Origin of the sequence: Aquitalea aquatilis, assembly GCF_005155025.1 — a bacterium.
In the GTDB taxonomy this organism is placed as follows: Bacteria; Pseudomonadota; Gammaproteobacteria; order Burkholderiales; family Chromobacteriaceae; genus Aquitalea; species Aquitalea aquatilis.
Genome location: NZ_CP039731.1, coordinates 897,486 through 923,746 on the forward strand (window position 1 = coordinate 897,486; position 26,261 = coordinate 923,746).

The 26,261-nt window shown below is 61.0% G+C and carries 24 protein-coding genes and 1 pseudogene; 8 read left to right on the forward strand and 17 right to left on the reverse strand.

Translation table 11 applies throughout. The features are described 5' to 3' along the window. Position 1: 1 nt before the first annotated feature. Positions 2–1,768, reverse strand: coding sequence for a biosynthetic-type acetolactate synthase large subunit (ilvB, locus tag FAZ30_RS04035; RefSeq protein ID WP_124644115.1), 1,767 nt, complete (start codon positions 1,766–1,768; stop codon positions 2–4). Positions 1,769–1,994: 226 nt separating this feature from the next. Between ilvB and FAZ30_RS04040 the strand changes: the two genes are divergently transcribed. The 5 genes from FAZ30_RS04040 to FAZ30_RS04060 all read left to right on the forward strand — a co-directional run bounded on the left by FAZ30_RS04040 (position 1,995) and on the right by FAZ30_RS04060 (position 4,559). Then, entirely contained in the window at positions 1,995–2,561 is a 567-nt protein-coding gene (locus FAZ30_RS04040) for an RNA polymerase sigma factor (RefSeq protein WP_124644114.1), read from the forward strand. Then, entirely contained in the window at positions 2,558–2,956 is a 399-nt protein-coding gene (locus tag FAZ30_RS04045) for a DUF3619 family protein (protein WP_137008827.1), read from the forward strand. Before FAZ30_RS04040 ends, FAZ30_RS04045 begins: the two co-directional genes overlap by 4 nt. After that, positions 2,949–3,338, forward strand: a complete 390-nt coding sequence (locus FAZ30_RS04050; protein WP_137008829.1) for a DUF3106 domain-containing protein — start codon at positions 2,949–2,951, stop codon at positions 3,336–3,338. Before FAZ30_RS04045 ends, FAZ30_RS04050 begins: the two co-directional genes overlap by 8 nt. A gap of 22 nt (positions 3,339–3,360) precedes the next feature. Next, a complete protein-coding gene (locus tag FAZ30_RS04055; RefSeq protein ID WP_124644111.1) occupies positions 3,361–3,906 on the forward strand; it encodes an RDD family protein in 546 nt (181 codons plus the stop codon). Between the two features lie 155 nt (positions 3,907–4,061). Then, on the forward strand, positions 4,062–4,559 hold the full coding sequence (locus FAZ30_RS04060) for a MarR family winged helix-turn-helix transcriptional regulator (RefSeq protein WP_124644110.1): 498 nt from the start codon (positions 4,062–4,064) through the stop codon (positions 4,557–4,559). Between the two features lie 67 nt (positions 4,560–4,626). Here FAZ30_RS04060 and FAZ30_RS04065 read toward each other — a convergent pair whose 3' ends face one another. Genes FAZ30_RS04065 through FAZ30_RS04075 form a run of 3 tightly spaced genes read right to left on the reverse strand, consistent with a single transcriptional unit; the run spans position 4,627 to position 8,330 of the window. Beyond that, positions 4,627–5,934 (reverse strand): Nramp family divalent metal transporter, encoded by a 1,308-nt coding sequence (locus tag FAZ30_RS04065; protein WP_137008831.1) that lies wholly within the window; start codon positions 5,932–5,934, stop codon positions 4,627–4,629. 51 nt (positions 5,935–5,985) lie between these two features. After that, a complete protein-coding gene (locus tag FAZ30_RS04070) occupies positions 5,986–6,624 on the reverse strand; it encodes a lytic transglycosylase domain-containing protein (protein WP_124644108.1) in 639 nt (212 codons plus the stop codon). Then, positions 6,624–8,330, reverse strand: coding sequence for a proline--tRNA ligase (locus FAZ30_RS04075; protein WP_137008833.1), 1,707 nt, complete (start codon positions 8,328–8,330; stop codon positions 6,624–6,626). The genes FAZ30_RS04070 and FAZ30_RS04075 overlap by 1 nt, the downstream gene beginning before the upstream one ends. A gap of 300 nt (positions 8,331–8,630) precedes the next feature. Between FAZ30_RS04075 and kup the strand changes: the two genes are divergently transcribed. After that, positions 8,631–10,496 carry a low affinity potassium transporter Kup gene (gene kup, locus FAZ30_RS04080; RefSeq protein ID WP_124644106.1) on the forward strand — a complete coding sequence of 622 codons (1,866 nt, stop codon included), beginning with the start codon at positions 8,631–8,633 and terminating at the stop codon, positions 10,494–10,496. 246 nt (positions 10,497–10,742) lie between these two features. Here the strand turns inward: kup and ampD are convergent, their stop codons facing one another. Continuing rightward, entirely contained in the window at positions 10,743–11,318 is a 576-nt protein-coding gene (gene ampD / locus FAZ30_RS20690) for a 1,6-anhydro-N-acetylmuramyl-L-alanine amidase AmpD (RefSeq protein ID WP_246043429.1), read from the reverse strand. A 3-nt stretch (positions 11,319–11,321) separates the two neighbouring features. Beyond that, positions 11,322–11,798: pseudogene (locus FAZ30_RS20960) on the reverse strand (GNAT family N-acetyltransferase); the annotation flags it as partial. Positions 11,799–11,981: 183 nt separating this feature from the next. Here FAZ30_RS20960 and FAZ30_RS04090 point away from each other — a divergent pair. After that, a complete protein-coding gene (locus tag FAZ30_RS04090) occupies positions 11,982–12,512 on the forward strand; it encodes a hemerythrin domain-containing protein (RefSeq protein ID WP_124644104.1) in 531 nt (176 codons plus the stop codon). An 83-nt stretch (positions 12,513–12,595) separates the two neighbouring features. Here FAZ30_RS04090 and tal read toward each other — a convergent pair whose 3' ends face one another. From tal to phoB, 4 genes are all read right to left on the reverse strand, one after another. Further along, positions 12,596–13,657, reverse strand: coding sequence for a transaldolase (tal, locus tag FAZ30_RS04095; protein WP_137010185.1), 1,062 nt, complete (start codon positions 13,655–13,657; stop codon positions 12,596–12,598). A gap of 93 nt (positions 13,658–13,750) precedes the next feature. Then, positions 13,751–14,080 carry a Dabb family protein gene (locus tag FAZ30_RS04100; RefSeq protein ID WP_137008836.1) on the reverse strand — a complete coding sequence of 110 codons (330 nt, stop codon included), beginning with the start codon at positions 14,078–14,080 and terminating at the stop codon, positions 13,751–13,753. Between the two features lie 100 nt (positions 14,081–14,180). Further along, on the reverse strand, positions 14,181–15,500 hold the full coding sequence (gene phoR / locus FAZ30_RS04105; RefSeq protein ID WP_137008838.1) for a phosphate regulon sensor histidine kinase PhoR: 1,320 nt from the start codon (positions 15,498–15,500) through the stop codon (positions 14,181–14,183). A 7-nt stretch (positions 15,501–15,507) separates the two neighbouring features. Beyond that, the gene (gene phoB / locus FAZ30_RS04110; RefSeq protein ID WP_124644101.1) at positions 15,508–16,197 is read right to left on the reverse strand and encodes a phosphate regulon transcriptional regulator PhoB; all 690 of its coding nucleotides are present in this window, start codon (positions 16,195–16,197) and stop codon (positions 15,508–15,510) included. A 454-nt stretch (positions 16,198–16,651) separates the two neighbouring features. Here phoB and FAZ30_RS04115 point away from each other — a divergent pair, with 454 nt between their 5' ends. Further along, complete coding sequence (locus tag FAZ30_RS04115) at positions 16,652–17,095, forward strand: Lrp/AsnC family transcriptional regulator (RefSeq protein WP_124644100.1); 444 nt, start codon at positions 16,652–16,654, stop codon at positions 17,093–17,095. 217 nt (positions 17,096–17,312) lie between these two features. Here FAZ30_RS04115 and gap read toward each other — a convergent pair whose 3' ends face one another. The 7 genes from gap to FAZ30_RS04150 all read right to left on the reverse strand — a co-directional run bounded on the left by gap (position 17,313) and on the right by FAZ30_RS04150 (position 26,218). Then, positions 17,313–18,323, reverse strand: coding sequence for a type I glyceraldehyde-3-phosphate dehydrogenase (gene gap, locus FAZ30_RS04120; protein ID WP_124644099.1), 1,011 nt, complete (start codon positions 18,321–18,323; stop codon positions 17,313–17,315). A 175-nt stretch (positions 18,324–18,498) separates the two neighbouring features. Then, complete coding sequence (gene nagE / locus FAZ30_RS04125) at positions 18,499–20,241, reverse strand: N-acetylglucosamine-specific PTS transporter subunit IIBC (protein WP_137008841.1); 1,743 nt, start codon at positions 20,239–20,241, stop codon at positions 18,499–18,501. 63 nt (positions 20,242–20,304) lie between these two features. Further along, on the reverse strand, positions 20,305–22,806 hold the full coding sequence (gene ptsP, locus FAZ30_RS04130; RefSeq protein ID WP_137008843.1) for a phosphoenolpyruvate--protein phosphotransferase: 2,502 nt from the start codon (positions 22,804–22,806) through the stop codon (positions 20,305–20,307). 173 nt (positions 22,807–22,979) lie between these two features. Continuing rightward, positions 22,980–24,002: an SIS domain-containing protein gene (locus FAZ30_RS04135; protein ID WP_246043403.1), complete on the reverse strand. Its 1,023-nt coding sequence runs from the start codon at positions 24,000–24,002 to the stop codon at positions 22,980–22,982. Next, positions 23,983–25,104, reverse strand: coding sequence for an N-acetylglucosamine-6-phosphate deacetylase (nagA, locus tag FAZ30_RS04140; protein WP_137008845.1), 1,122 nt, complete (start codon positions 25,102–25,104; stop codon positions 23,983–23,985). The genes FAZ30_RS04135 and nagA overlap by 20 nt, the downstream gene beginning before the upstream one ends. Next, positions 25,101–25,835, reverse strand: coding sequence for a GntR family transcriptional regulator (locus tag FAZ30_RS04145; protein ID WP_059286461.1), 735 nt, complete (start codon positions 25,833–25,835; stop codon positions 25,101–25,103). Before FAZ30_RS04145 ends, nagA begins: the two co-directional genes overlap by 4 nt. Before the next feature lie 86 nt (positions 25,836–25,921). Continuing rightward, the gene (locus FAZ30_RS04150) at positions 25,922–26,218 is read right to left on the reverse strand and encodes a hypothetical protein (RefSeq protein ID WP_124644095.1); all 297 of its coding nucleotides are present in this window, start codon (positions 26,216–26,218) and stop codon (positions 25,922–25,924) included. Positions 26,219–26,261 lie beyond the last annotated feature (43 nt).

Sequence of the window (26,261 nt, forward strand, 5' to 3'; positions counted from 1 at the left end):
CTCAGCACATATTGCCGTAGTCACGGTTGTTCTCGAAGGGGACCTGCTGGACGTCGCGCATGTGCGGCGGCAAATCCATCTGGTCCAGACCCTTGCCGTTCTGGATCATCGGGAACACGTTCTCGGATTGATCGGTACGGAAGTCCAGGAATACCAGACGTTCCTTCAGGGCGGGGCCAAAGGCCTCGCGCAGTACCGGCTCGACATCGGACGGGTTTTCGATCTTGAAGCCAACATGGCCATAGGCCTCTGCCACCTTCACGAAATCCGGCAGTGCATCCATGTAGGACTCGGAATACCGGGTGCCGTAGAAGAACTCCTGCCACTGGCGCACCATGCCCAGATAGCGGTTGTTGAGCGCCACGATCTTGACCGGTGTGTGGTACTGCTTGCAGGTGGACAGCTCCTGGATATTCATCTGGATGGAGCCTTCGCCGGTAATACAGGCGACGGTTGCATCCGGATTGGCCAGTTGCGCGCCCATGGCTGCAGGCAAACCGAAGCCCATGGTACCCAAGCCGCCGGAATTCAGCCACTGCTTCGGGCTGTCAAACTTGTAATACTGGGCCGCCCACATCTGATGCTGTCCCACATCGGATGCGACGATGGCCTTGCCACCGGTGATTTCATACAGCTTTTCCACCACGTACTGCGGCTTGATCAGCTCGGTGGACGGGGTGTACAGCAGGCTGTTGTGGCCACGCCATTCTTCGATCTGTTTCCACCAGTTTGCCAGATACTGTGCATCCGGTTTCTGCCCGGACTGCTGCAGGATGTCCAGCATTTCCCGCAGCACGTGCTTGACGTCGCCGACGATGGGCACGTCTACCTTCACGCGCTTGGAAATGGAAGACGGGTCCACGTCGATATGGATGATCTTCTTTGGCTGCGACAGGAAATGCGCGGGGACGCTGATGACACGGTCGTCAAAACGCGCACCCACGGCAATCAGCACATCACAGTACTGCATGGCCATATTGGCCTCGTACGTACCGTGCATGCCCAGCATGCCGAGGAACTGCGGGTCGGAGCCCGGATAGGCACCCAGGCCCATCAGGGTGTTGGTACACGGCAGGCCCAGCGACTTGACCAGCTCGGTCACCTCGGCTGCGGCATTGCCCTGTACGGCACCACCACCCACATAAATATAGGGACGCTTGGCTTCCAGCAGAAGGTTGATGGCCTTCTTGATCTGTCCCGGATGGCCGCGTGTGGCAGGCACATAGGAACGGATGTGCACGCTTTCCGGGTAATGGAATTCGGCACGTTGCTGGGTAATGTCCTTGGGAATATCCACCACCACCGGGCCGGGGCGGCCACTCTTGGCGATGTAGAATGCTTTCTTGATGGTGTCAGCGATATCGTTGACATCCTTCACCAGGAAGTTGTGCTTCACGCACGGGCGGGTGATCCCCACCATGTCCACTTCCTGAAAGGCGTCCAGACCAATGGCCGGCGTGGCCACCTGACCGGAAATCACCACCATGGGAATCGAATCCATATAGGCGGTGGCAATGCCGGTAACGGCATTGGTGGCACCGGGACCCGAGGTCACCAGTGCTACGCCAGTCTTGTCGCTGGAGCGTGAGTACGCATCAGCCGCATGCACTGCGGCCTGCTCGTGGCGCACCAGTACGTGCTTGAACTTGTCCTGCCGGAAGATGGCATCATATATTTCCAGAACCGCGCCGCCGGGGTAGCCGAACAGAAATTCGACTCCTTCTTCCTGCAGGCAACGGACTAGGATTTCCGCGCCCGATATCTGCATCTTGTGCCTCTTTGTCTTGTCTTGCAGTCAATCTTGGCAATTGACTTGTGTTTCATCCCGTTGTGATGGAAGACCTTAGCTTATCCCTCAAATGGCGGTCAAGTGCTTTTGTGCAGGTGCAAAAACACGCTAAGCCACGGTAAAAACAGGGAAATCCGCGGGGTGGCCTTGCCTGCCCGGCTCTGCTACTATCTTTCGTTGGCATCAACCCGAATCTCCCCTACACATGGCAAGCCGCAAGGAAATGGCCGACTTTCTGCAGTCGGCGGAACGACGCGCCTTCAAGCAAGCCCTGTACGCCGTGCGCAATGACGAAAACGCACTGGACATCGTGCAAGACTCCATGATGAAGCTGGCAGACCGCTACGCCCATGCACCGGCGGCGGAATTGCCACTGATTTTCCAGCGCATCCTGCAAAACACCATTCGCGATCACTTCCGCCGTGCCAAGGTGCGCCAGTTCTTTGGCACCCTGCTGTCATCGCTGCTGCCCACCCGTGCAGAGGACGAAAACGCCGATCCGCTGGAAATACTGAACATTGCGGCGGACGAGGCCAGCAGCAATCCGGAAAAATGGTATGCCCGTAAAGAAGTCGCCCAACTGATCGACGGCGCGGTGCAACTGCTGCCCAATCGTCAACGGGAAGCTTTCCTGCTGCGTTACTGGGAGGGACTGGATGTCGCCGAAACCGCACGGGTGATGGGCTGCTCGGAAGGCAGCGTCAAGACGCACTGTTCGCGTGCCACCCACACGCTGGCGGCCATCCTGCAGCAAAAAGGAGTGGTGCTATGACCCCCTCGAAACAAGGTTCCGGCATCCCAGCCGGAGGCGATGACAAGCTCCAGCACAGTGTGACCACCATACTGGACCAACCGGGCAATCAGCTCAGTAGCGCCCAGCAGCAACGCCTGCGCCAGGCCCGGGAACAGGCACTGGCCCGTTTTGATGCACGTGTCGGCGAAGCGCCGCGCCTGCGCGAACGGCTGTCGCTCTGGCTGCAGCGCCATACCCAGGGCTTGCGCCGCAGCGTGCTGGCCCTGAGTTTTGCCATGATGGCCGGCACTGGCCTGTGGGTAATGGAGGGGCTACTGGTAGAGGAAGAAGCGGTCGATGCGGCCATCCTGGCCCACGAGCTGCCCTTGGAAATGCTGATGGACCCGCACTTCTCGGGGAGCCTGCATGACTAAACCACAGCGTTTATTACCCTTGCTGCTGACTGGCTGGCTGCTGGCCATGCCGGTGCTGGCCAGCCCGCTGAACAATCCACGCTGGGATCAGCTGGATAGCGAGCAACAGACGGTCATGGCGCCGCTGGCCGCCGAATGGGACCGTTATGCTCCGGAGAAAAAGAAAAACCTGCTGGCCATCGTGCCGGAATATCGCAGCCTGGACCCTGCCGGCCGCTTGCGTCTGCAAAGCAAGCTGAAAAGCTGGTCTGATCTGACGCTGGAGCAACGCCAGCAAATCCGCCAAAACTGGAAAACGCTGCAAGGCCTTCCCGCTACCGAGCGGGAAAAAGCCATCCAGCGCCTGAAACAAAGCCAGCCCAAGCCACAGGCTTCCGGCTGAGCATCACCCTGCCGTCATCATCATGAGCCCAACCTTCACCGCGGCCAGCATTGGTCGCCGCCTATGCAGCCAGCTTTACGAATTGCTGCTGATTGCCGCCCTGCTGCTTACCGTTTCCGCCGTCATGACCGGTCTGCAAGCCTGGCTGGGGCAGTCGCTACTGCTGGACCTGCTCACCCAGCTGGCACTCGCCGGCTCATTGTTTGGCTATTTCGGCAGCAGCTGGGTCAAATCGGGCCAGACAGTGGCCATGAAGGCCTGGCGGGTGAAGATAGTGCGACAGGATGACGGGCAGCTGATGGATTGGCGTCAGGCCGGTTTCCGCTATATCGTCGGCCTGCTGCTGTTTGTCGGCATGCCCGCCATTTCCTATCTGGCTTGGTCGCGCAATCTGGGGCATGGCCGTGAGGCGCTGCTGATTTCGCTGGCCTGGTGCATCCTGCCGTATCTGGCGGCCTGCTACGACAAGGAGCGGCTGTTTCTGCACGACCGCCTGGCGCGTACCCGCCAGATCACCCTGCCCAAGCCGCCCCATCCCGGCAAGGGCCGCCCACGGCAGGCCAGCTGAGTCAGCGCGTGCAGGCAGCGACAGCGTCGTCGCCGAGCCGGCGCGGCTGACCTTGGCAAAATATCTTCAATAGAAGATATTTCATCCAAAAGTCATGGTACTCTTTGCGCCCGGAACGGAAAGCCTGGCCCCTCCCTTACCTGGAAGCACGCAGAATGCATCAACAGCCCGATCAGATCGACCGCATCGTCGCCCTCTGGAATGAAGTACGTCCCGACCTGAACCCCTCGTCCACTCAGGTTATCGGTCGTATTGTACGGATGGAATATTTCATTACCCGCCGGGTACTGCAGGATCTGGCCCGCTACAGCCTCAACGTCGGCGAATTCGACGTGCTGGCTGCGCTGCGCCGCCGTGGCGAGCCCTATCAGTTGTCGCCCAACCAGTTGCAAGGCATGGTGCTGATTTCCTCCGGCGCGCTGACCAACCGCATCAACCGTCTGGAAGAGGCCGGCCTGGTCACCCGCTCACCCGACCCGGAAGACCGCCGCGGCGTGATTGTGACACTGAGCGCCAAGGGCTTTGCCGTGATCGAAGAAGCCGTGGTCAACCATCTGGCGGCCGAAGCCGAGCTGATGGAAAATCTGGACGACGCCGAGAAGGTGCAATTGGCCGGACTGCTGAAAAAGCTGTTGCAGACCCAGGAAGACTGAAGCGGCCAAGCAGCCGGCCACGCTGCCGCCAGACGCAAAAAAGCCGCATTACTGCGGCTTTTTTCATTTACAGCCCGATGATCAGCAGCAGGTTCGCGCCACAGATCAGTACGAACAACAACCAGCCCACCAGCTGTAGCCATGGAGCCAGGGCAAACTCCCCCATCAGCTGACGACTAGCCGTCATGCGCAGCAGCGGCCACATGGCCAAGGGCAATTGCAGGCTGAGCACCACCTGACTCCACACCAGCATGCGCCCCACCGCGCCCTCTCCCAACAGCAGCACACCCAGCAGGGCCGGCAGCAAAGCCAGCCCACGGGTAATCAGCCGTCGCTGGTAGCAGGGAATCTTGATTTGCAGGAAGCCATCCATGATCACCTGCCCCGCTACAGTGCCGGTGAGCGTGGAACTTTGCCCCGCCGCCAGCAAAGCCAGGCCAAACAGCAGCGCCGCTGCCCCACCGGCCAGCGGCGTGATCAGCTGATAAGCCTGTTCGATATCATCCACCACCGGTTGGCCAACAGCATGAAAAGCCGAGCCAGCCAGCACCAGGATGGCCCCGTTCACCAGCATGGCCAGCAGCAGCGACAGCACGGTATCGACGCGGCATAGCGCCAGCGTATCGCGCAGAGCATGCTTTCCGCCCTCCACCCGCCGGGTCTGCACGATGGAAGAATGCAGATACAGATTGTGCGGCATGATGGTGGCCCCGACGATGCCCAGACCCAGCACCACCGCCTGATGCAGATCAGCACCAGGACTGGAAGGCAGCAGGCCACGCGCCACCGCCTGCCAATCCGGCCCCACCATGAAGACCTGTATGGCAAAACACAGCGCGATGGTGGCAATCAGGCCCAGCACGACCGCTTCGATCTGGCGGAAGCCCTTGCCCTTCATGCCCAGCACGATCAGGGTATCGAAAGCCGTCAGCCCCACCCCCCAGGCCAGCGGCACGCCAAACAGCAGCTTGAAGGCCAGCGCGCAGCCCAGCACCTCGGCCACATCGCAGGCGATGATGGACAGCTCGGCACTGAGCCACTGCAACAGGCGTCCGGCCGGGCCATAGCGCTCGCGACTGGCTTGTGCCAGGTCCATCCCGGTGACCAGGCCCAGCCGTGCCGCCATCAGCTGTAGCACGATGGCCACCACACTGGATAGCGCTACCACCCACAGCAAGCCATAGCCAAAACGCGAGCCGGCCTCGATATCCGTGGCCCAGTTGCCCGGATCCATATAGCCGACAGCCACCAGCAGGCCGGGGCCGGCAAAGCGGCGCAGTCGCTGCCACCATGTGGCATGGGCGTCGATGCGGATACTGCCTTGAACTTCGGAGGGGCAAAACGGAGCGGTAGCGGTACGCGGGAGGGAAAACATGCAACATCCTCAAACAGAAAGGCCGAAAATGCGCGCCGGACGCAGTGGTATCTACTGGCCTAAAGGCAAATTGACACCCGCCATTTTCACCGACTCAACTGGCGTCCATGCCCAGTTTTTCTTCCATGCACCAATCACCAGATTGGGATATTCCGGCCGGCCCAGACTACCGTTGTAGCGGCCAAGCGCACGATAGAGGCTGCCGCGTTCGATATCCAGGTAATGGCGCAGGATGGTACAGCCATAGCGCAAATTGAGCGTGAGTTCGAACAGATTGTGCTGCGGATTGCCGATCTGCCTGACCCAGAAGGGCATCACCTGCATCAGGCCGCGGGCACCAACCGGTGAAATGGCGTATTTGTTAAAGCCGCTTTCCACCTGGATCAGTCCCAGTACCAGCTGCGGGTCCAGCCCGGCACGCGTGGCTTCGTACTGAATGGTGGTGAGCAGGCGTTCGCGCATCCAGCTGTCGGGAATGCGCTTTTGCAGCCGGCGCGACATCTCGGCCAGCCAGGCCTGGCCTTCCTGCGGCGTATCGAACACCAGCCGTGGTGCATTGATGTCGGCGATGGTGCGGCTCATGGCCGAAGCCACATTGGCCGCCAGCGCCTCCTCGCGCTGCGCACCCGCCCACGCTGGCGACAAGGCCAGCAGGGAAGACAGGGCACACAGCGACAGGAGGATTTTCATCAGGCTAGCTTGGCAAGCAGATGTTCCAGAATAGCATCTGCTGCAACCGGCGTTGCCGCGGCATCGCGACGCTGCTGGTACTCGACCTTGCCTTCTTTCAGGCCACGGTCACCGATGGTGACGCGATGCGGTGCACCGATCAGTTCCCAGTCGGCAAACATCGCGCCCGGACGCTCGCCACGGTCGTCGATGATCACATCCACACCCTTGGCCAGCAGTGCGGCATACAGATTGTCGGCAGCAGCTTTGACTTCGGCCGAACGGTCGTAGCCCACCGGGCAGATCACCACATTGAACGGTGCCAGGCTATCCGGCCAGATGATGCCCTTGTCGTCGTGGTTCTGTTCGATGGCCGCGCCCAGGATACGGGTCACACCAATACCGTAGCAGCCCATTTCGAACGGTTTCGGCTTGCCGTCTTCATCGAGGAAGGTGGCATTCATGGCGGCAGAGTACTTGGTGCCCAGGTAGAACACATGGCCCACTTCGATACCGCGCTGGATGGCCAGCACGCCCTTGCCGTCCGGGCTGGGATCGCCAGCCACCACATTACGGATATCGGCGACTTCCGGCTCGGCGCAGTCGCGGCCGAAGTTGGCACCGGTATAGTGCTGGTCGTCTTCGTTGGCACCGATGACAAAGTCGGCCATCTTGGCCACGGTGCGATCGGCAATCATGCGGCCCTTGAAGCCTACCGGGCCAAGCGAACCCGGATTGGCGCCGAATGCTTCGCGGATCAATGCCGGGCTGGCCATGGTCAGCGGTTTCTTGATGCCGGCGATTTTCTCGGCCTTCACTTCGTTCAGTTCGTGGTCGCCACGCACCAGCAGCAGTACCGCCTCGCCTTCCGCGCCTTCCACCACCAGCGCCTTGACCGTGCTCTTGATGTCGATGCTCAGGAATGCCACCAGATCAGCAATGGTCTTGACCTTGGGCGTGTGTACTTTGGTGAGTTCGGCAGCGGCAGCCGGGCGCTCGCCAGCCGGGGCCACGGCTTCGGCCAGTTCGATATTGGCGGCGTAGTCGGAATCCGGGCAGTAGATGATGGCGTCTTCGCCGGTATCGGCAATCACCTGGAATTCGTGCGAACGGTCACCGCCGATGGCACCGGTATCGGCAGCCACGGCGCGGTAGGTCAGGCCCAGGCGGTCGAAGATGCGGCAGTAGGTGTTGTACATGTTTTCGTAGCTGAGGCCGGCGGCTTCCGGGCTACGGTCGAAGGAGTAGGCATCCTTCATGGTGAATTCGCGGCCACGCATCACGCCAAAACGCGGACGGCGCTCGTCGCGGAACTTGGTCTGGATCTGGTAGAAATTGCGCGGCAGGGCGCGGTAGCTGCGCAGCTCGCTGCGCGCGATGTCGGTGATTACTTCCTCTGCCGTGGGCTGCAGGGCGAAGTCGCGCTCGTGGCGGTCCTTGAAACGCAGCATTTCCTCGCCCATGGTGTCCCAGCGGCCGGATTCCTGCCACAGGCCAGCCGGCTGTACCACCGGCAGCGACACTTCAATGGCACCGGCGCGGTTCATTTCTTCACGCACGATGTTTTCCACCTTGCGCACCACGCGCAGGCCCATCGGCATCCAGGAGTAAATGCCGGCGGCAAGCTTGCGGATAAAACCGGCACGAATCATCAGCTTCTGGCTGGTGATGTCGGCGTCGGCGGGAGCTTCTTTCAGGGTGGAAATGAAAAACTGCGATGCGCGCATGATGCGTCCTTGGTATTCGGCTAAATGGGGATGATTGTAGCGTTTTGCAGCCTTGGCGGGAAAGCATCCTGTCCTGTGCCGCATGCTGTCAGGGTAGTAGCGGGAATTCCATGCTGCTTTGTCGTTTTCCCCCTACATGGCACAAGGTAAAAATGGCAGGAACACAGCATTAGCTTGGCGCTGCCCCGACTCAGTAGTAACCTTCGCGCTCACAGGCCATTCCCGCTTCTTGCACTGCAACATGGACGCAAGTGGAATGGCATTGCATGCTTAACTACACAAAGAACTCACACTCACATCATGCAGGCTCACAATAAACAAGCCATGACCGGCCTGACGCTGGCTGCGCTGGGCGTGGTGTACGGAGATATCGGCACCAGCCCGCTCTATACGCTGCGCGAATGTTTTACCGGGCATGGTCTTGCCACGACCCCTGACAATATCTTCGGCATCCTGTCGCTGATCTTCTGGTCGCTGATCTTCGTGGTCTCCATCAAATACGTTGTGTTTGTACTGCGCGCCGACAATCACGGCGAAGGCGGCATCATGGCGCTGATGGCGCTGGCACGACACTACGTCACCCATGCCGCGCGCTGGAAAGTGGTGCTGCTGGGCCTGTTTGGAGCCTCGCTGTTCTATGGCGACGCCATCATCACCCCGGCCATGTCGGTGCTGTCCGCAGCGGAAGGCCTGGAAGTGCTCAGCCCCAGCATGCAGCCCTATGTCTTGCCCATCGCCATTACCGTGCTGGTGGGACTGTTCGCTCTGCAACGCTTTGGCACGGCCAGCGTGGGCATGCTGTTTGGCCCGGTGATGCTGGTGTGGTTTTCCATCCTGGGTGTGCTGGGCGTGCTGCAGATTGTGCAGGCACCGGGCATTCTGGCGGCCGTCAATCCCTGGTATGCCTATAACTTTGTGGCTCACCATGGCGTGGGTGCCTACCTGACGCTGGGCTCGGTCGTGCTGGCACTGACCGGTGCCGAAGCGCTGTATGCCGATATGGGCCACTTTGGCAAAACGCCGATTCGCCGCGCCTGGTATGGCCTGGTGCTGCCGGCACTGGTGCTGAACTATTTCGGCCAGGGCGCGCTATTGATGCTCAAGCCGGAAACCATCAAGAACCCCTTCTTCCTGCTGGCGCCGCAATGGGCGCTGCTGCCGCTGATCATCCTGGCCACCCTGGCCACCGTGATTGCCTCGCAGGCGGTGATTTCCGGTGCCTACTCGCTCACCCGCCAGGCTATCCAGCTGGGCTACAGTCCGCGCATGGAAATCTCCCACACCTCGGAAAACGAAATCGGCCAGATCTATCTGCCCTTCGTCAACTGGGCCTTGCTGGTGGCCGTACTGGTGGTGGTGCTGATTTTCCAGAGCTCGGACAACCTGGCCTCGGCTTACGGCATTGCCGTGACCGGCACCATGCTGATCACCACCTTGCTGTTCTTCGTGGTGGCACGCGTCAACTGGCGCTGGCCGCTGCCGCTGGCACTGGGCATTACCATTTTCTTTGGCATCATCGATACGGCCTTCTTTACTGCCAACCTGCTCAAGCTGTTCTCCGGCGGCTGGCTGCCGCTGGTGCTGGGCATGGTGATTTTCCTGTTGATGACCACCTGGAAGCAGGGCCGCAAACTGCTGTTTGACCGTCTGCGCGAACAGGCTCTGCCGCTGGACAGCTTTATCGAGAACCTGGAAGCCTTCCCGCCCACCCGCGTACAGGGCACGGCGGTATTCCTGACCAGCACCCTGCACGGCGTGCCGCATGCGCTGTTGCATAATCTGAAGCACAACAAGGTGCTGCATGACCGTGTCGTGCTGATGACCATCCGCACCGAGGATGTGCCTTACATCAGCAATGAATCGCGACTGGAAGTGGTACAGCTGTCACCGTCATTCTGGCGCGTGGTGGCCCGCTACGGCTTCAAGGAAGACCCGAGCGTGCTCAATGTACTGGAGCTGTGCGAAGCGGATGGCCTGGCCTTCGAGCTGATGGATACTTCATTCTTCCTGTCGCGCGAAACCATCATCTCCACCGAGCGTCCGGGCATGGCGCGCTGGCGCGAGCGGCTGTTTGTGTGGATGAGCAAGAACGCATTGCGCGCCACCGACTTCTTCCAGATTCCGACCAACCGCGTGGTGGAGCTCGGCGCGCAAGTCGAACTGTAGTCAAGCAACTACATCAAAAGGCAGGCTTTTCAGCCTGCCTTTTTTATTTGCCATGCCAAATTCATGCAATGTAATCGATTACAAACCGCCTGCCAGCACAGTAAAATTTCATACAATACAGATACTTACATTGAAAATAACGGCAATTAACATCTACTGATCCGCCTATTGCAACAAAAATGGCCGACGCAAAACAGCCGGCCACATGATGCAAAACGGATGAAATTTTACTATGTAGTGCCAGCACTACGCCGGCAGGTCGATTTCCCCCCTCACCCTGGCCCAGTCAAAGTAAGGACCGGGATCGGTTTTACGCCCCGGGGCGATGTCCTCATGCCCGGTCATGCCGCGCAAGGGCAGCTGAGCCCGCAATTCGCGCAGCAGCGCCAGCAACATCTGGTACTGCGCATCAGCAAAGGGCTCGAAATCGCAGCCCTCCAGCTCGATACCTATCGAAAAGTCATTACAACGCTCGCGCCCCTGCCAGCTGGACACGCCGGCATGCCAGGCACGCTGATGCACGGAAACAAACTGCAGCAACTGCCCGCTACGGCGGATAAAGAAATGCGCGGAGACGCGCAACTGATGAATGCTGGCAAAGTAAGGATCTTCTGCCGGGTCCAGCGTATTGGTAAACAGCTGGGCCACCGCCTGACCACCATAGCGATAAGGTGGCAGGCTGATATTGTGAATGACCAGCAACTCGGCCGCCCCGCCCTCGCGGGCATCGCAATTGGGTGAAGGAATCTGTCGCGCCTCGCGCACCCAGCCATTGCTATCCAGATGCAGTACCGGCTGCACACGGCCGGCCTGATAGACCATGCGCCACAGCACCAGGCCATCCGGCACCTTCCAGCGCTGCTCCAGCACAAACCCCGCCTTGTGATACAGCGCCACCGCCGCGGTGTTCACCTCGGCGGTATCCACGCTGACCTCGTCGGCAGCTGCCAGCAAATGATTCAGCAAGCGATAAGCCCAGCCAGCGCCAAAGCAGGCCGGATCAACCACCGTGCGCTCGATATGCCAGCCGCCCTGCTGACGTTTGCTTGCCACCAGCACACCGCGCAGCACTGCCCCCTCAAACGCACCCAGCACACGGTCACGGCAGGCCATCACGGCGGCGAGGTCAGGCCACATCAGCGGCAGCTGGGGATAATCCAGCCACGCGCACTCCACCTGATGCGCCAGTAGCTGGATACGCAGGGCCTCGGCCGCCAGCTGCGGGTCGTCCAGTCGTATTGGTTTGATTTCAAAGGGAATGTCCATCACTACCTTTCTCGTCGGTCTTTGCCGCCGCAACATCGCCACCCAGCTCCCACCACCGTATTTCACTGGGCAACCCACCCTGCTCGGGCGCACAATGGCCTATTGTGCCAGCAGCACTGGCCACTGCGTACCGAGTGCCGCGCATTTGAGCAGAATCATGGTTTTTTGCATTGCAGCACGGCACACTCGACACATTCACCCAGCTTGAGGCCACCCACCATGCTTACCCTGAATGATATCGGCAATACCAGCAGCGCCAGCTTCGAACAACCCCTGGACATGCTGCTGGCTTGCCATGACAAGATCCGCCGCTTCTGCGACCAGCTGGACAAGCTGCCCGGCTACATCGCGGAACATGGCGTGAACGAGGCGGTAAAAAACACCATAGACAGCGTCATCCGCTATTTCGATGTGGCCGGCCCGGCCCACCATATCGACGAAGAAGAGGAACTGTTCCCCATCCTGCTGGAACGGGTGCCAACGGCAGCAGCCCGCATCGAGCAACTGGAAGCCGAACACGGCTACCTGCATTCTTGCTGGAATGCCATCCGTGACGACCTGCGCGCCTTGCGCAATGGTGATATCGACAGCATCAGCGAAAATGCCGTGGCAGAGTTCGTACGTCAGTACCGTGAGCACGCTGCCTCGGAAGAGGCATGGTTGATTCCCACGGCAGCTGCCACGCTGAATACGGATGAGCTGCGCAATGCTGGCCTGCGCATGGCCCAGCGTCGCCAGCAAGCCTGCTGAACGCGCCCCGCCTAGGCCGGACGTAAACCATAAAAAAGGATGCCATCTGGCATCCTTTTTTGTTTGGCAGCCTGCCGCAAGCCTCAGGCAGTCAGTTGCAGCAGAGCGGCAAAAGCATCTTCAAACAATTTGAGGCCATCCTGCTGCAGCTTGTCGCCCACGGCCACCAGATCGATATCCGCTTCCGCCACATCCAGCAGCGTGGCTTGGGCCTGCTGCGCCTCCTGCGGCAAGGTCAGTGCGGCAACGCCGTGATCACGGAAGGCCGCCAGTGTGCCATCCGGCACGGTATTGACGGTTTCATCGCCAATCAGGCTTTCCACATACAGCACGTCGGAGTAAGCGGCATTCTTGGTACCGGTAGAGGCCCACAACAGGAACTGCGGCCAGGCACCAGCGGCCTTGAGCGCAGCAAACTCGCTGCCATGGAAGCGCTGCTGATAGCGGGCATAGGCCACCTTGGACAGGGCAATGGCGGCCTTGCCTTGCAATGCTGGCGGCAATTGCGGGTCCAGCAGGCTGTCGACACGCGACAGGAAGAAGCTGGCCACGGCCTTGATGCCGGCCACCGGCTTGCCGGCAGCATGGCGGGCGGTCAGGCCATCGATATAGGCATCCCATACCGCTTCCACCTGCGGCAGGCTGAACAACAGGGTGATGTTGACGTTGATGCCTTCGGCGGTCAGCGTCTGGAAGGCGCGGATACCTGCTGCGGTAGCCGGGATCTTGATCATGGCGTTGGGGCGGCCAATCTCGCCCCACAAGCGGCGTGCTGCGGCCAGCGTGCCGGCTTCGTCGTGCGACAGTGCCGGGGAGACTTCCAGGCTGACATAGCCATCATTGCCCTGGCTGCTACGGTACTGTTCCAGCAACAGGTCGCATGCGGCCTGGATGTCCGGCACCACCAGCGCCTCGTAACGCTGCTCTGCCGTCAGTGCGGTATTGCTTTTCAGCTGTGCCAGATCGCCCTGGTAGCTGGCATCGCTGCTGATGGCCTTGTAGAAAATGGCCGGATTGGAAGTCACGCCGGCAATGCCGTCTTCTTGCAGCAATGTGGCCAGTTGGCCGGAAGCCAGCAGCTCACGGGACAGATTATCTAGCCAGATACGCTGGCCGAACGGGCGAATGGATTGCAGACGATTCATGGTGTGGTCCGGGAACAGGGTAGTTTGCATTATGGAGGAATATCCTAGCGCGCCAGCGCAGGCAGGCCAAGCCCCAAACGCAGCGATTTTCCGCTAACTTGCATGGAAATCACTGACTAAAACGTCATCAACAAATGGTTTGAGGAAAGAAACGAAATCCAGATGGGCTAAATGGTGCAGATAGCCATCGCGGGCGGCCGCATCGGCAAAGCTTAACAGCCAGCCATGAGTAAAACCCTGCTGCAAGCCTTCCGGACTGCAATCCGGCCCGCCGGCAAAAGACTGGATGCCAGCAATGCGTGCTGGCAAGGCGGCAAAGCGCTGGCTGATTTCGGCAATATCGGACGGCGTAGTCGCCGCAGTAAAACGCAACAACACCACATGATGCAGCATGCCGGCTCCTTGCCAGAGGGGACTTGCCATCCTACCCGCCGTGGGGCGGGCTGGCGAGTACTGGCCGGACTAGCAGCCCCAGCCCTGCCGACGGTGGCCTGCGCTGTGTGCAGGCCTGCCGGCGCGCCAATCAGGCGCTGTGGGCGCTGCTTTCCGGCTCGGCCGAACGTTCGCGCTGGAAAATCACGCTGAAAGTACTGCCCTTGTCCGGTTCGCTCTTGATATCCAGCCTGGCGTTATGGCGGGCAATCACATGCTTGACGATAGCCAAGCCGAGGCCGGTGCCACCATTGCCGCGGGAACGGCCACGGTCCACCCGGTAAAAGCGTTCGGTCAGGCGCGGGATATGCTCGCGCGGAATGCCGATGCCGCTATCCTTGACGGAAAATCGCAGGCGCTCGCCTTCGGCTTTCCACGACAGGGTGATGGCGCCACCTTCCGGGGTGTAACGCACGGCATTGGACACCAGATTGCCAAAAGCCGAATGCAATTCCTGCGCACTGCCCCACAGCCACTGGCTGCAATCCTTTTCCAGCTTGATCTGGTGCCGGCCCTGCGACAGCCCTTCGGCCTCCACCATCAGGGTATCCAGCATCAGTTGCATGTTGACCTTTTCCGCTGCCACCGCCTTGGGGCTGTTTTCCAGCCGCGACAGGGTCAGCAGATCTTCCACCAGGCTTTGCATGCGCCGCGATTGCTCCATCATCATCGGCAGGAAATGGCTGAGCGTGGCCTGATCCACTTCTTCCATGTCGGCCAGCGTCTCCAGAAAGCCGCCCACCACGGTGAGCGGCGTGCGCAGCTCATGCGAGACATTGGCGACAAAGTCGCGATGCACGGTCTGCACCCGCTCCAGCGAGGTGATGTCGCGGCTGAGCAGCAGCTTGCGCGTGGAATCGAAGGGGACCAGCTGTACCGAAATCACCAGCTCGCGCGGCTGGACAAACTGCAACACCAGCGGCTGACTGAAGCTGGCATTTTTCATGTAAGCATGGAAACTGGGCTGGCGGATGAGGTTGAGAATCTGGTTACCCACATCCTGCTTGCGGTCCAGATTCAGGTGTTCCATCGCCATCGGGTTGATCCACTCGATGCGGTCATGCTCGTCCAGCACTACCACACCATCCGGCATGGCTTCGCCGGCATTGATGAAACGCTCCAGCACATTGGTCAGCTTGCGCTTGCTCTGCATCTGGGTACGCATGGTGCGGTACAGCGTCATGAACACCGTATGCCAGGCCCCGAAGCCATCAGGAACCCGCTCGGCGGTGGGATGGTCAAGCCAGCGCAGTAGCAGGGCAATGTGATAGAGATGAAAGCCCAGCCAGGCCAACAGGCTGAGGCCGGCAGCGATCAGGCCTTCAATCGGGCCGGAGAAGGCCCAGAAGCCCAGGCCGATGAAGAGGATGACAATCAGCCAAACCAGGGTACGCTGCAGGAATTCTCGCAAGACTGCCTCACTGCTGGGTGGAGAAACGGTAACCCGTGCCGCGAACGGTCTGAATCAGGGCATCATGGCCGGTGGTTTCCAGCGAACTGCGCAGGCGGCGGATATGCACGTCGACCGTGCGCTCTTCCACGAAGACATGGTCGCCCCACACCTGATCCAGCAGCTGGGAACGCGAGTGTACACGCTCCGGGTGCGTCATGAAGAAATGCAGCAGACGGAATTCGGTCGGCCCCAGATCGATGGTGCCACCATTGCCACTGACGCGATGGGTGATCGGGTCCAGCCGCAAGCCTTGCACCTCGACCGCATCATCGGTCATCTGCGGGGCACGGCGACGCAGCACGGCCTTGATGCGGGCCAGCAGTTCGCGCGGCGAAAAGGGTTTGGTGATGTAGTCGTCGGCACCGGACTCCAGCCCGGTAATCTTGTCCTGCTCGTCGGAGCGGGCAGTCAGCATGATGATAGGGATATGCTTGGTGCGCTCGTCCGAGCGCAAGCGCCTGGCGATATCCACCCCGGAAGCGCCCGGCAGCATCCAGTCCAGCAATACCAGATCGGGCAGCGCATTGCGCACCAGGGTCAGGGCGGCTTCGGCCGTGCTGGCACGCAAGACGTGATGCCCCGCCTGGGTGAGGTTAAAGGCGATCAGTTCCTGAATCGCTGGTTCGTCTTCGACAAGCAAAATATTGGCAGCCATGTATCGGTCCAGTCCCGGTTTGATTATGGCAAGGATAAAAACCGGCGATTACAGAAATATGACATTTCTTAAATAGTTGCCGAAACTTTTGCCGCACGCACCAACACAGCGAACAAGGCTGTCATCTTGCCATGCCTGGCCCGGAAAACAGGCAAAAAAAAACGGGCCTGCCACAAGGCAGACCCGGAATGGCCTTCGTCAAAAATTTGTTTGTCTGACTTGAGACCAGGGACAAAGAGATCACCAGGACAGTTTCAAACGGGTTACATGCACATGAACCCATCAGCAACGAATCCGGACAAGAGCCATCCCGGCGGGACAGTGCCGAAACAGCTCTGATACGGCAGGCATTGTACGGAGCAAGCAGCAATAATTTAATGTAAAAATATGGGATTTTTCGCATTAATGCCTTGTAAAATGGCTTTTTTAGGCCATTAAACTTTCGATTCAAAGCATGGATAAATTCGACAAAAAAATTCTGGCCGCCCTGCACGAAAATGCCCGTATCAGCTTTGCCGAACTGGCTCGGCGGGTGAACCTGTCGGCCCCAGCCATCGCCGACCGGGTGGAGAAACTGGAGCGACTGGGCGTCATCACCGGCTACCAGGCACAAATCGATCCGGCCAAAGTGGGACTGCCGATTCTGTGCATGATCGAACTGACCGTGAAGCATCTGGAGTATTACGTGGTGTTGGAACGCATCCGCAGCCTGCCCCAGGTGCTGGAGTGCGCCTCCATCACCGGCACCAGTGGCCTGATGATGAAGGTGGCGGTCGACGCCATGCCCAGCCTGCAGGCGCTGATCGCCCAACTGATGCAGTTTGGTGATACCAAAACCTCCATCATCATCGACATGCCGGTCGCACCGCGCATGCCGCAACTGCTGCAGGACGACTGAAAATCCCACCACAGCTGGCGGCCACCACAGATGCGGTCCTTCCCAGACAAAAAAATGGCCGAAGAATCGACGATTCTTCGGCCAAACTCTTGGGAGAGACCATATAGAAGCACATCTACGAACGAAGCACCCTGGCAGGCATCTTCTGACCAATGCCTGCCGGGTTTACTGCACCGGTTTCTCCCTGGCGGTTCTGACGCCACCAGGGAGAAACGGATTACTTGGCAGCCACCCAGGCCAGCGAGGTATCCAGCATGCGGTTGGCAAAACCCCACTCGTTGTCGTACCAGGACAGCACCTTGACTTCACGACCGGCAATGACACGGGTCAGCGTGGAATCAAACACGCTGGAAGCCGGATGGTGCAGGAAGTCACGCGAGACCAGCGGCAGGGTGTTGACGGCCAGCACGCCGGCCAGACGGCCCTTGGCAGCGGTGCTGATCAGCTCGTTGACCTCTTCCACCGTGGTGTCACGGGAGGAAGTGAAGGTCAGGTCGACCAGCGAGACATTGCTCACCGGGACGCGGACGGCAAAGCCATCCAGCTTGCCCTTCAGCTTGGGCAGCACCAGGCCCACGGCGGCGGCGGCACCGGTCTTGGTCGGGATCATCGACACCGCGGCAGAACGGGCACGGCGCAGGTCAGAGTGATCGGTATCCAGCAGTACCTGGTCGTTGGTGTAGGCGTGGATGGTGGTCATCAGGCCACGTTCGATCCCGATGGTATCGATCAGCGGCTGAACCAGCGGGGCCAGACAGTTGGTGGTGCAGGAAGCGTTGGAGACCACGGTCATGGCGCTGGTGAGGACATCGTCGTTGACGCCGAATACCACGGTAGCATCAGCGTCGTTGGCCGGAGCCGAAATCAGCACGCGCTTGGCACCTGCTTCCAGATGCAGGGCGGCCTTGTCGCGTTTGGTGAAGATGCCGGTACATTCCAGTACCACATCCACGCCCAGTTCTTTCCACGGCAGCTCGGCCGGGTTGCGGATGGACAACAGCTTGATCGGCTTGCCGTTCACCACCAGGGCATCGCCTTCCAGCGCAACGGTGCCACCGAAGGGGCCATGCACGCTGTCAAAGCGGGTGAGGTGTTCGTGCAGTTCCGGCTTGCCCAGGTCATTGATGGCCACGATTTCGATATCACGGTCAGCAAAACGCTCCTGCCAGGCGCGGACCACCATGCGGCCGATACGGCCGTAACCATTAATGGCAACTTTCAACGTCATGATGCATCCTCCAAAATGATAATGGCGCAAGGTCATCTAAGCGTGCCCTGCGCCATTCAATTTCTGCTCCTTTTGCTCTGTAAGCAAGCGACTACAAAAGTAGTGTGCAGGCTACCAACAAAGCGGTGAAATCCTTGTCAGACAAGGCCCGCCGCCCTGTAGTGCCCGTGCAGGATCATGCCTGCAACAAACTGGCAAAAGGAGCAGGGTCTTCTGCCAATACCACATGTAGCAGATTGCCGGAAAATGTGGTCACACCGCGCGCCCCCAGGGCGTGCAGGGCAGGCTCATCCACCAGGCTGGCATCGGCCACTTCCACGCGCAGGCGGCTGCCGGCGACGGCCTCCACATGCTTTACATTAGCTGCTCCACCCAGGGCCTGCAGCCAGTCGTTGCGCTGGCCACTGCTGGCCACGGCCTTGACGCTGCTCACCATCACCGCAGGGGCTGCGCCATCCGCCACCGCACTGCCCTGTTGCAGGGCGTTACGGATTTCATCCGAGATCAGATCGGCCTCCGGCCCCAGTACCACTTGCACACTGCCGGCCGCCGGCTTGATCAGCCCGCGCGAGCCCAGGGCCTTGAGCGCAGCTTCGTCGACCTTGGCGTTATCCACCACCTGCAGGCGCAGGCGGGTGGTGCAGGCGTCCACCGCTTTCAGGTTGGCCGCACCGCCCAGCGCCAGGATGAAGCCGTGCGCACGCGCCGAGCCCTCCACCACTTGCACGGCGACCTGCGGGGTATCCTCCCGCCCCATGGTTTGCAGATTGAATTTGCGGATAAAAAAGCTGAACAGGCTGTAATACACCACGAAATAGAGCAGGCCCACCGGCAACAACAGCCACGGTTTCTGGGCAATGCCGAAATTGAGCAGGTAATCGAACAGGCCGGCAGAGAAGCCAAAACCCAGATGTACGCCCAGCGCATACATCAGCGCCATGGAAACACCGGTCAGCACCGCATGGATGGCATACAGCACCGGAGCCAGGAACATGAAGGCGAACTCGACCGGTTCAGTGACCCCGGTCAGGAAAGCCGTCAGCGCCATCGAGAACAGCACGCCTCCCACCGCAGCCTTGTTTTCCGGCTTGGCCGCACGATACATGGCCAGGCAGGCGGCGGGCAGACCGAACATCATCACCGGGAAAAAGCCGCTCATGAACATGCCGGCACTCTTGTCGCCAGCAAAGAAACGGGTCAGGTCGCCATGCACCAGCTTGCCGGCGGCATCGGTGTAATCACCCACCTGGAACCACACCATGGTGTTGAGGATGTGATGCAGGCCGGTGACGATGAGCAGGCGGTTGAGAATGCCATACAGGAACAGGCCGATTTCACCAACGCCGATCAGCCATTTGCCGAGCGCGTCGATGCCGTTCTGCACCGGCGGCCAGGCCAGGCCAAGCAGGACCCCCAGCAGCAGCATGGCAAAGCCGGTGGCAATCGGCACAAAACGTTTGCCGCCAAAGAAGGCCAGATAGGTTGGCAGCTTGATGTCCTTGTAGCGGTTGTACAGCACACCAGCCACCAGGCCAGCCAGAATGCCGGCCAGCACCCCCATATTGATGGCGAAAGGCTTGCCTGCGGGATCAAGGTGCACCAGCGACTTGAAGGTGTCGTAGCCCAGCAGCGTGTCGGGCATCACTTTCAGCACCGCGGTCAGCACCATATAGCCGATGGCACCGGCCAGGCCGGCCGCGCCGTTGTTGTCGCGGGCAAAGCCCACGGCGACACCGATGGCAAAAATCAGTGCCAGATTGCCGAAGATGGCATCGCCGGCCTGGGCCATCACCTTGATGTTCAAAAGATCAGGCTGGCCCAGCCGCAACAACAGGCCGGCCACCGGCAATACGGCAATCGGCAGCATCAGGGCACGGCCCAGCTGCTGGATGCCAGCAAACTTGTTCTGTGTACTCACCTCAACTCCTCCTTGGGTTTATCGGACGGCCTGCTGGCCATCCCGTTTTGTCCGCAAGCCGGCTCAGGCAGCCGGCCAACAGTGTTGTGCGCGTTGACGTACTTCACGGGCAGAAGACAGCGTCTGCATGGCGCGTGCTTCGCGCTGACATTCGGCAAAGTCCAGCCCGCGGATGCGACTCTTGATCTCGGGCACCAGACCGGGACTGACCGACAGCTCGGTCACTCCCAGGCCGACCAGCACCGGCACGGCGGCCGGATCGGAGGCCAGTGCGCCGCACACGCCCACCCACTTGCCATGCTGGCGCGCCCCCTCCACCGTCATGGCGATCAGTCGCAACAGCGCGGGGTGCAGGGCATCCATCCGCGCTGCCAGCGTGGCATTGCAGCGGTCCATGGCCAGGGTGTACTGGGTCAGGTCATTGGTGCCGATGGAGAGAAAATCGGCATGGCGGGCCAGTTGGTCAGCCAGCAGGGCAGCGGAAGGCACTTCGATCATCACACCCAGCTGCGGGCGCTCGCTCAGCCCCAGTTGGCCGGCCAGCAGCTCCAGTCGCTGCCGCACCAGCAATAGTTCGTCCACTTCGCTAATCATCGGCAGCAAGATGCGCAGCCGTGACAGGGGGCGTACCGACAACAGGGCATTCAGCTGCAGGTCGAGCAGCGCCGGGTCGGCAAAGCCGCTACGGATGCCGCGCAAGCCCAGTGCCGGATTCGCCTCGGCAGGCAGCTGCAGATAGGGCACATCCTTGTCGCCGCCCACATCCAGGGTACGGATGATGACGGGACGCTCCGGCATGGCATCCAGCACTGCCTGATAGGCCTGCCGTTGCTCGGCCGCATCCGGGGCCTGCTGCCTGTCGATGAACAGGAATTCGGTCCGGGTCAGGCCCACACTGTCCGCTCCATGCAGCAGCCCTTCGCGCGCCTCATCGGCATTGGCGATATTGACCGCCACCTCGATGCTGACACCGTCCAGTGTGACGGCGGCGGCATTGGCGCAGGCCTGCATGTGCTGTCTTCGCTGGGCCAGCGCGGCAATGCGCCCGGCGGCTTCGCTTAAGGTGCGCTCATCCGGAGCCGGATGGCACCAGCCCTGGCTGGCATCCAGCAAGACCTGTTGCCCGGTATGTAATTGCAGGGCGGCCGGCCCGCAGGCCACCAGTGCCGGGATGCCCAGCGCACGCGCCAGAATGGCCACATGCGCGGTGGCACCACCCGCTGCGGTCAGCATGCCGGCCACCTTGTCCTGCGGCAGGCTGGCCAGTTGGGACGGGGCAAGATCGTCGGCCACCAGAATGACCGGGACGCTCAACACCGGTGGCGGGCTCTCCTCGCCCAGCAATATCTGCAGCAGCTGGCGCTGCAGATCGCGCAGGTCGGCAATGCGCTCGGCCAATAGCGGATTGCCCAGCGCGGTTAGCAGCTGGCACTGGGTGCTGATGGCCTGGCGAAAGGCAAAGCCGGCACTCAGGCCGCTGGCGATGCCCCGCTGGCTGGCCTGCAACAGCTCCGGGTCATCCAGCACGGCCAGATGAGCAGAGAAAATTTCGCTTTGAGCCTGCGCACCGCACCGCATGGCATCGTTGATGGACTGGCCTATCCGGCCACGCAGCTGTTGCAAGGCTTGCTGCAACAACCGTGCTTCCCGCTGCGGATCATCTGCCGATTGAGCCGGTTCCGGTTCGCGGACATCCAGTCTGAATACCGGTGCAATGGCCAGACCCGGTGCGGCGCACACGCCACTCAGCATGCCCGCCACCGCCACCGTCGGCCGCGCTACCGGCTGTGCCGTGGCATGCGCCCCCTGGCTGCGCGTCTGCAGCGCAGCAATCACGGCGGCCGCCGCAGCCGCAGCATCGCTGCCCTGTGCCAGCACCTCGACATCGTCCTCTTCGGCGACACCTAAAGTCATCAGCGCCACCATGCTTTTGGCGTTGACGCTATGCCCCTTGAACGCCACCTGCACCTGGGCGGCAAATGGCCGCGCCGCATTCTGCACCAGCGCTGCCGGGCGGGCATGCAGGCCGCCGGCATGCCGTACCGTAGCGCGCCCCCGGCTTTCGCTGGCCTCGGTGCTGACCGATGCAGTCGTGGCGGCATGCATGGCATGCAGACGCAGCAGTGGGGTTTCTCCAGCCTGCGCCAGCCCGCTGGCGCGCTCGTCCAGCTGGTAGTGTTCGCCGTTGGCGATCACCAGCATGCTGATCAGCGAAGCCGCCTGCCGTGCCACGACATCCAGATCGACCTCGATCAAAGCCTGCCCCTGCCGCACGCTGTCGCCCTGTGCCACCAGGGCAGTAAAGCCGGCCCCACCCAGCTGCACGGTGTCGATGCCGATATGCAGCAGGATTTGTGCACCATTGGCAGCAGTCAGCGTCAGGGCGTGGTGGGTGCGCGCCAACTGGCTGATGACGCCATCACAGGGAGCAAGCAGGGTGGAAGACAGGGGTTCGATGGCCAGGCCATCGCCCATCATCAGGCCGGCAAACACCGGATCGGGCACCTGCGACAAGGGCAGCAGCGGCCCGCTGAAAGGGGCTATGAGTTGCAGCGAAGGGTTCATCGGACATCCTCCTGTCTATGCCAGGAAGCGCCATCCCGCAGGGAGGATTCCTGGCGTTCAGGCCCTGCCCGGCCTGCTGCGCCAAGCACAGGCGCAAGCAGGGCCGGACACGGCACCAAACCGTGTCTGTTCTGTCACTGGCTGCCTGCTGGCAGCCATGTCTGGATCAGGCTTCAATGCGTGCGCGTTACCTTGGACAGATGACGCGGGGTATCGGGATTGAGGCCACGCGCCTCGGACAATTGCGCGGCCATCAGATAGAAGCTCTGGATGGCCAGCAAGGGGTCCAGTGCCTCGTCGTCCGCTACGCTGAGCGTCAGGTCGCGGCTGGGCTCATCGGCTGGCGCGGCCAGCAGCACACGGGCACCACGGCCACGCATCTCGGCGGCCAAGGCAATCAGCCCCTGCTGCTCCGGTCCACGCGGGGCAAACACCAGCAGCGGGTAGCCTTCGTCGATCAGTGCCATTGGCCCGTGCTTGATTTCTGCGCCGGAGAAGGCTTCGGCCTGGATGGCGCAGGTTTCCTTGAACTTGAGCGCAGCTTCCAGCGCCACGGCAAAGCCGAGGCCGCGCCCTACCACCATGATGCGTTCGGCCGCAGCCAGTACCGGAATGGCCGCACTCCAGTCCTGATGGCAGGCCTCTTTCAGTTGCTCCGGCAGCGCATCAAGCGCCCTCAGCAAAGCGTTATCACCCTGCCAGTGCGCCACCAGCCGGGCCACCGCCGACAGCGAGGCGATATAGCTCTTGGTGGCGGCCACACTCTTTTCCTCGCCGGCACACAAGGGCAGCGACCACTCACAGGCAGCCGCCAGCGGTGATTCGTGCTTGTTGACCAGCGCCACTGTGCGGGCGCCGGCCTCGGCCAGGCGGCTCATGGTGTCGATCAGGTCCGGGCTCTGGCCAGACTGCGACAGTGCCACCGCCAGCTGGCCTTTCACTGCCAGCGGTGCATGATGCAGCGTCACCAGCGACATCGGCAGCGACACCACCGGCACGCCCAGCCTTTGCATGGCCAGATAGGCGAAATAGCTGGCGGCATGGTCGGAGCTGCCACGCGCCACGGTCAGCGCCAGTGTGGGCCGGGCGGTAGCCAGTTCGCGGCCCAGCACTGCCAGGCCCTCGTCGGCATACATGTGTTGTGTGGCCACGGCATCGGCCGCAGACAGCGCTTCTTCATACATCAGAGACGACAAGGTGTTCCCCTTCCAGATAGACATCCAGCAAATTCAAGGCCGGATCCAGCACCAGCACATCGGCCCAGGCTCCGGTTTCCAGCCGGCCACGGTCGGCATGGCCCAGGTAATCGGCCGGATACAGCGACAGCCGGTGTGAGGCCTCGGCCAGCGGCAAGCCGATGGCCAGCAGATTGCGCAAGGCCTGATCCATGGTCAGCGTACTGCCGGCCAGTGTGCCGTCGGCCAGCCGCACCCCGCCCATGCACTTGGTGACGGCATGCGAACCCAGCTTGTACTCGCCGTCCGGCATGCCGGCGGCAGCGGTGGAGTCGGTGACGCAGTACAGCCGGGGAATGGCGCGCAAGGCGGTGCGGATGGCACCGGGATGCACATGCAGCAGATCCGGAATCAGCTCGGCATATTCGGCATGCGCCAGCGCGGCACCCACCATGCCCGGCTCGCGGTGATGCAGGCCGCTCATGGCATTGAACAAATGGGTAAAACCGGCAGCGCCCTGCTCCAGCGCTTGCACGCCGTCCTCGTAACTGCCCAGGGTATGGCCGATCTGCACCCGGATGCCGGCATCGCTCAGCGCACGGATGATCTCCATGTGGCCGGGGATTTCCGGTGCCAGCGTCAGCAGGACGATGGGGGCCAGTTCACCCAGCTTTTCGATTTGCGACAGCACGGCGCGACAGGCATCGTCCGGCTGGGCACCCAGCTTGCCGGGGTTGATGTAAGGCCCTTCCAGATGCACACCCAGCAGCCGTGCTGTGCCGGGAGTGCGCTGGCGGCAACAAGGCCCCAGCGCAGCCAGCACGCTTTCAATCTCATCCATTGGCGCGGTCATGGTGGTGGCCAGCATGGCGGTGGTGCCATGCCGCGCATGCAGCCGGGCAACCGCTTCGGCCGCCCTGCCGCCTTCCATGATGTCTACCCCGCCACCGCCATGTACATGCAGGTCGATAAAGCCGGGCAGGATGTAACGCTCTACCGCGCGGCCAGAGGCCAGCCGGCCATCGATGGCGGCGATGCGGCCATCCGCACCCAGGGTGATCGTGCCGTCCAGCCAGCCATTACCGCTCAGGATGCGGCCCTGCAGTACATGTTGTGTCGTCATCGTCTCAGTTCAGCGACAAAGTCGTAGTAATCGTTACGGCAATAGGTATCAGTCAGTTCTATTGCCAGATTGTCGGCATTGAAGCCGATCCGGGTAATCAACAGCATGGCCTCACCCTGGCGGATGCCGGCCAGCGCAGCGATCTCGGGTGAGGCATTCACCGCCCGAATATGCTGCAAGGCACGCACCACCGAATGGCCAGCCGCATCCAGATAGGCGTACAGCGAGTTGCCCACTTTATGCGGCTCTGGCAGATAGGCCACTGGCAATGTGGTCATCTCTATCGCCATCACCACGCCGTCAGCCAGCCGTTGCCGCTTCAGCCGCGCCACCTGCGAGGTGGGAGACAAGCCCAGCTTGATCACCTCGTCGTTGCTGGGTGGATGAATGCCCCGCTCCAGCCATACCGATGAGGGTTCGAAGCCGCGCTGGCGCAACTGTTCGGTAAACCCGGTCAGCCGCGACAAGGGCTGCTCCAGCCGGGGCGTGATAAAGGTGCCCGAGCCGTGACGGCGGCGAATCAGCCCCTGTTCCAGCAATACATCCATGGCCTTGCGGGCAGTTACCCGCGAAATGCCCAGTTCTTCAGAAAAGGTCCGCTCCGACGGCAGGGCCTCATCGGCCTGCCACCAGCCGGCGTTAATGGCATCGGCCAGTTTTCTGGCCAGCTGCAAATACAGCGGGGTGGTGGATTCACCTTCCGGTTTGAGTGCACTCCAGCGATTTTCCATAAGCGGTCTGCATGTGGTCTTGACGATAACAGGCTCAATATCGCACTCATTACCTGTTGCGCCTAGCGGCTGGATTGCTGATGAAGTTAATACCACTTAAATACCACGTCAATACCAATTTTCTCAAAACCCCAGCAAAAACCTGCCTGACAGCAAGGCAACAGGTAGTAAAGCAGCCAACGCTGGCCGATCTGCAAGCGCAGTGAGCAGACTGCCGCCGCATGCTCAAGCGAAAATTGGTATTGAATTGGTAATAAATAACGCGCTAAACCGTGCAGAGCTAGTCGAATGACCAGCAGCAAGCCGAACAGCACCACATGCCCTGGGATAGAAAATCGCTGCGTCAGCAATGCGGCGGCAGCGTGGCCAGAAAACCACAGCAACTGGTATGGGCACGCTTGCCGACATGCAAAAAGGGCCGCTGCT